4 protein-coding genes are annotated in these 5,986 nt (G+C 54.2%); all 4 read left to right on the forward strand.

Annotation, left to right across the window (positions count from 1 at the left end):
* Nucleotides 1-388 precede the first annotated feature (388 nt).
* The 4 genes from GOX66_RS25170 to GOX66_RS25185 are packed head-to-tail and all read left to right on the forward strand — an operon-like array spanning nucleotide 389 to nucleotide 5,829.
* Nucleotides 389-1,612 carry a hypothetical protein gene (locus GOX66_RS25170; RefSeq protein ID WP_170766610.1) on the forward strand — a complete coding sequence of 408 codons (1,224 nt, stop codon included), beginning with the start codon at nucleotides 389-391 and terminating at the stop codon, nucleotides 1,610-1,612.
* Nucleotides 1,609-4,104, forward strand: a complete 2,496-nt coding sequence (locus GOX66_RS25175) for a hypothetical protein (RefSeq protein WP_170766612.1) — start codon at nucleotides 1,609-1,611, stop codon at nucleotides 4,102-4,104. Before GOX66_RS25170 ends, GOX66_RS25175 begins: the two co-directional genes overlap by 4 nt.
* A complete protein-coding gene (locus tag GOX66_RS25180; RefSeq protein ID WP_170766614.1) occupies nucleotides 4,097-4,729 on the forward strand; it encodes an ATP-binding cassette domain-containing protein in 633 nt (210 codons plus the stop codon). Before GOX66_RS25175 ends, GOX66_RS25180 begins: the two co-directional genes overlap by 8 nt.
* Entirely contained in the window at nucleotides 4,726-5,829 is a 1,104-nt protein-coding gene (locus GOX66_RS25185; protein ID WP_170766616.1) for an ABC transporter permease, read from the forward strand. The genes GOX66_RS25180 and GOX66_RS25185 overlap by 4 nt, the downstream gene beginning before the upstream one ends.
* Nucleotides 5,830-5,986 lie beyond the last annotated feature (157 nt).

A 5,986-nucleotide genomic window follows, 5' to 3' on the forward strand; every position in this document is an offset into this window, starting at 1 on the left:
AAAAGACTAAAGTATTGCGCTGACCCGTTGAACTCACCCCGCACAGCCGACATTTGCTCCGTATTGTCGACATTTGATTATCTGCTTTGAGCCCATATAGCTCATCCGGGCGGGCCAAAGCTACCTGATGTGTGGCAAGTCGCATGCGGAATAAACTGGAAATTCAGTTTCGCCAAGTGAGAGGCGAACAGGCCTCTTCCTCGCGATACTTGAAAAAGCCCAACTTGTTGAACTGAATAAAACGGTTGCAACCTACTGCGTTTAAAACACCATTGGTTATCTCCGATTGACAAAAAACTCCCAATTTGGACGGAAAGTTGCTATTCTTCTGTCATTTATAGCCAGAATTTTTCGGTTCGCACTAAGGCTTAGCTATTGGAGAGATGGATTGTTCGACACTGTGGTGTCATTCGTAAGTTGTCTGGTTGGCATTACGTCAGAATGCGACGTGCGGGGCATCGGTGGGCCCACCCCACCCGCTCAACTCATTGTAACAACCATCGCCGCCGGTAGTGTCGCCCTAATCGTCGTAGTTTGGAACGACAAAATTAAGACGTTTCTCAAAGGCTCGTTTACCAATCTGCTTGCCGCTACTGCGCTAATGTTTGGAGCGCTGGCTGTTCCTTCACTTTTACTAGCTGGCCTAGCCGTTTGTGTTCTACTGCTTTCGGCTCTGTTTCGAAAAAAGATCTGGGGCAACAACCTCAAACTGACGAGCGGCACCTTGGTTCCTTTGCCCCAGCTCATTCTGCCAACAGCCTCAATAGTCTATTTACTCGGCGCTGCCGTCTTCATCTTCCTCTCGCAACTGCGCCAGCCGAGCCCGATACCTGACAAAACTGTCGCATTCTTTGCGCCCTCTCAATTAGTCGGTACCTCACTCCATGATCTTTCGCCCGCAGAACAGTCGCGACTACTATCCGATATTGATATCCAACCGAAACGCCTGATGTCCGGTACGCTGGAGGACTTCGAAATCGAGTTCCATCCAACCATCACACCCGACCAGCACCTCAGTTTCCGCGCCGCTTTCGGGCCGACAACAACTGCACACCTAGATTATTGGTTAAGCCAAGACGAAAACCTCAAACATCTAAGCAACAAAGTTGATGTCGCACTTGAAGAGAGCGCCATGATCCAGAACACATCTGGCAATTCGCGCGAACTGATCGTGCGCGCCTATATCAGTACTAGGTCCCTCAAGGACGGGGAACTTAGACGTGTTAGCTCCGGCAAGCGCATCGTTGCACATGGTACCGTTGCCAATCGAAACGACTTAATGCTGGTACTTGCCGTACGCATTGCGGCCAAGCTTTTAACTGAATTGAAACTGCCAGATCTGACGCCACAAGAACACCGACTCGTCTGGCGCGCATTTAACCAAGCACTACACAATCATATTTCCACTCTTCTTGATTTCAGTACCAACGACCCGCCGACCAAAGCCGAAGACGACGCACGCGAAAGGATCGCAGGCACTGAGGGATGCGACACCGCAGATTGCACCCTCAAAACTGCTTCAGCGCTAGAAGCGCTGCTGCAGCCTCCGACAGTCGGAGAAACAAATCTTCCGACTGCTTCAGCCGCCTATGTAGCGGCTTACGGCCAATGAGCGCGCCAGTGGAGCCGCGTGGATCGGCGGTGTGGCGCCGCGCCCTGTTGCCAGTCGCAATAACCATTGCGGTTACGATGATCTTGCTCGGTGCGCTGGACGCCACCAAGTCCGCGCGCCGCCTACCGCCCCAAGTGGCATTTATACCGGTTGAGTCGAAATTCGTTGTGGTAACCTCGTCGCTTGACAGTCTTTGGAGCAATTTCGGAAACCATGCAGTGCGCCTCGCAGACCGTGAACCCTATTCCTTCTGGGACGACATTAATGAAAAGTTGGCACTTCTTATGCGTCAGTGCATTACCTTCGAAAACACCGACGACCTAACTGACGCAGGGCTCGATCCTTCAAAAGGCCTGTCTTTCGCCTGGCTAAGTGGCGGCGATTTCTTGCTCACCCTTCCAATCAGCGACCGTGATCGTGCTCTTGAAACTGTCGCTGCCTTTTCTGACGAAGCAGCTTCGGTATATCTGTCACATTCGGCTCCCGGGTCGGATGTCACTGCCATCCGCGTTACCCCACAATGGGCCGAGAGCGCGGTACTCTGTGCCGTACCGCCCGGCGCCCCGCTGGATGGCAAGCCTCAGATTCTGACCGGTCCAACGGAGTTCGCGGTACCTGCGGTACCCGAAATGGAAACCTACTACTTGGAATTGGAATTGTTATTTGCTGCACGTGGCATTGGGGAGCCGCGCCTTGCTTTTACCTGCGAAGTGCTGCTGCGCGACGGTGGTACCCAACCTTGTGATTGCGACGTTCCTCCTTATCCAGAAGGCAGCTCCGAACGCTGTGACGAAATACAAGTCGTCAGCTGGAATGCAGGCCCGCAGCTGGAACTACTGAGCGACTTTTCTGAAACCCAGGATGAACATGTACCCGTCTGGGAAACCGATCTAGGGTTCTTCTCGGGATTGTTTGAAGACCGACTTCTAATCGCCTCAGATCCAGAACTTGTAAGTAGCGCCGCCGAAAGACGCGAGGAACGAAGCGCCAGGTTATTGGGTGACAACGCCTTGATTGGGCTAGTCGATCAGTTCTACGCAGATGCAATTGACGGCGAAGCAACCGTATTGGGTCTCATTCGCGATATCGAGTCACCGGTCGCCGATACTTTGCCGTTCGGTCTCACAATTGGCCCCAACCGCGCCCGGCTACGAGCAGCGTTGTCGCTCGATCCTCTTGGATTTGACGTATTGAACCGCTTGATTTCACCCTCTGCCGCGAAACCGCTCGTACAAACCTCCGACGCCCCACTCACCGCATTACTTAATGACCCAGCGATTGGCGCCTATTTCACGGTCGCTGACCGCCTCTTTGGCGAATGGAACCGCCGAAAGACACACGAGCCAGAGGGGGCGGACCCAATCGTCACACCCGTCGAGGAGGAAATCGTTGTGCCTGTTGCCCCCACAGAGGCTGCGCAGAATGCGCCAGCGATCGTGGTAGACGACACATTAATACAACCGGGCGAGCAGGTGGTAACCGTCATACCCGAAGAGTTAGTCGACGCTCATCTTGGGCCAGTCTCCACATCATTGGGGTGCGCCAGCGTCACCGACAACTCTGCCCCCCCTAGTCTCTATGACAAAATTGGCAGTTTCGCGCCACTGGCCCGGGGCCTCACCAAACTTAGTAACATCGGTCCTCTCGAAGGTTACCTCCTAGACGTGCGCGATGGGGTACCGGAAATCGTGTTGGTCCAACATGGCCTGGCGCCTGAGACTATGGAACAACTCGTCTACGACACAAGAAGTGAGATGAAACAGGCTCGGGATGTCGACGTGCTCTGCCGCGCCCGCACTCAGTTTTGGCGAGAAAGCGGCGGGCCCGCCTTTCCAGTGTACCCTAACAGCTTACTGCATTATCTTGGCGCAGAGGGGCCCGAGCTTCTCAACAGATACGACCTCCAGGAAGAGATCGTCAAAACGCGCCGCACTCTTGATCAGCTTACAAACGTGAGTCCGGTGGTGGCATATTGGGACGACACTTTGGGTCTAACACGTGTGGACCGCCCGCCCCCAGTTCCCTACGATTTCGACATCCCCACTTACCGGGACGGTCTCGCCAGCTTCGATATCTACTATCTCCCGCCACCGATCACCGATCTCGACCTTCGTTATAGGATCGACACGCAAAACCACGGGGATATCGATGTTGATGCGCTACGCAACGACGCATTTCGCCTTGCCTTCGCTCAACTCGAGGGCGGCTCGGTAGCTTTCGGTACTGACGCCCACACGCTCAACCGCTTCCTCACTATGCTCGATCAACCGACTGCGAAAAGCGGACGGGTGGAAGTGGACAAGTTGCTGATAGTGGGAAACCCCGAACAGCTTATTACCCTCATGTTGCTGTATCCACACGACGAAATCCGCTCGCTCGCCACTACAGGTGGATTCGAGGTTCTCGATCAGTACCGCACCTTGCGCCTCGCTTTGCGTTCAACCGAGGGGTTCAATGGGCTAGCACTCGACATGGAGTTGGCACATGACTGAACACGCCGACCCTATCATCATTCTGGACGGTATCATCAAGTGCTACGGTCGCAACGAGGTGCTGAACATTCCCTATCTAGCGCTTCAACAGCGCGAACCAGTGCTGCTATGGGGCCCAAATACCAGTGGCAAGTCTACCTTGCTGCGTCTTCTGGCCGGGTTCACCATACCAACGCGCGGCGCCTGTCAGCTCGACCGTAACTTCAGGACCGCTCGCCGAGCACTGCTGCCGCAAGGCGGTGGACTTTACGAAGACCTAAGCATCCGCCAGAACCTCCAAATTCTGTCGCACTTGCATGGTCGGTCACCAGATCCGACGCCCTTCAGCGTTCTGCTGGACGAAAGCGCGAGCATGTATCTTGGCGCACCGCTTGGTACGCTTTCAGGCGGGATGCAACGCATCATGTCCATCGCCGCGATGCTTTCACTCCACCCAGATTTCCTGTTTCTCGACGAACCTTTCGGTGGCCTCGACGTTTCCTACCGCGAACGGCTACTTAATATTCTACGAGAAGTCGGTACGACGATCCCACTTCTGGTAATCACCGAACACAATCCCGAACGAGCCAGCGCCGGTTGGCGCAAAATCGCGCTTACAGGTGGCCGGATAAGAGGTGCACCATGATTGCCCTGCTCCGACGGCTGCTTTGGAAAGAACTCTATGATCTTGCGCGTCAGCCATGGGTGTTACTCGGCGCGTTTTTGATTCCACTTTATGTCATGCAGGTGTCGACTACCTTTGTTCAATCTGACGCACCGGTTTCCGTCTTGGTGTCCTATGCTCCTGGGGATCAGGAAATCGCAAATAAAGAGATCGAAGCGCTTTCTCGCATTGACGGAATATCACCTGTGGCCGTTGCCGGCACGCGGGATATCAACCTGCTCATGGCACAACGCAACGTGAGACTCGGAATCCTGCTGTCCTGGGACTCAAGGCGCACATTTGTCGAGCGCTCTGCATCTCGCTATGAACGTCGGCTAAACGTCGAGTTGGCCACTCGGATACATCAGGCGCTAGGCGGTAGCGATCGCTGGTTAACCAGCGCGCTTGCTGGTTATATTGAGAGTGGAGGTCTTCAGATTGACCTACGCCACCTGTCGGTCATGCCGAGTTCGGATTCACAAACCTTTATCCCACGAATCCTTGCTTTGATCATCGTGCTATTAGCAACGGTGCTAAGCGCTCGCTCGACGCTGCGCGAATTGGAAAGCCGTACTTTGCCGCTACTTGTAACCCTCCCGCACAGCAACTGGTCGCTCGTCCTCGGGGCAAAGCTGATTTTCGTGGTTTTATTGACAACTGCCGTCACCTCATTTCTTCTACTCACCTTGCAGCCGGTCTTCGGCTTTTTTCTGCGACCAGGTGTAGCCGAAATATATGGTGCAGAGATGCTGGCGGCGCTGGCAGCAACCTGTGTCGGCACTTCCCTCGCGCTTCTCGGGCGCAGCACCGTCCAGGCTTATCTAGCTGTGTCAATCTACCTGATCGCGAACCTAATCCTGACTGGATTCATCACTAATCTTGCAGACCCGCCAACTACCAGTGAAGCCGTGCTGCACACACTATTCCCGCTAACCTATCTGCGGTCGATACTCGAAGGCTGGTTGTTCTTTGGCGAACCGGTGAGCTGGCACGCAGGCGATTTCATCACGCTTACGATCCACGCCATTGTTTCCCTCATCGTATTATTTGGGATCGCCTATTACCGTCAGCGACAGTTTTGAATTGGTGAGTAGTCGGAAATGGCTTTGTCGCTAAACCAAAGCCGTCGAAAGTAGCATAGGGGGCTAACCTATACATCCAGCTTGCGCGGCTTCTCGTAACATGAACGGCAGCAAAATCCGGTGAGTTCAACGGGTCAGCGCAACACTTTAGTCTTTC

This window comes from Ruegeria lacuscaerulensis (assembly GCF_013031245.1).
Taxonomy (GTDB): Bacteria; Pseudomonadota; Alphaproteobacteria; order Rhodobacterales; family Rhodobacteraceae; genus Ruegeria; species Ruegeria lacuscaerulensis_C.

Excerpts from the sequence above, each read along its gene's own strand:
- GOX66_RS25185 (WP_170766616.1), top strand. The coding sequence starts at position 4,726 with ATGATTGCCCTGCTCCGACGGCTGCTTTGGAAAGAACTCTATGATCTT.
- GOX66_RS25175 (WP_170766612.1), top strand. The coding sequence starts at position 1,609 with ATGAGCGCGCCAGTGGAGCCGCGTGGATCGGCGGTGTGGCGCCGCGCC.
- GOX66_RS25180 (WP_170766614.1), top strand. The coding sequence starts at position 4,097 with ATGACTGAACACGCCGACCCTATCATCATTCTGGACGGTATCATCAAG.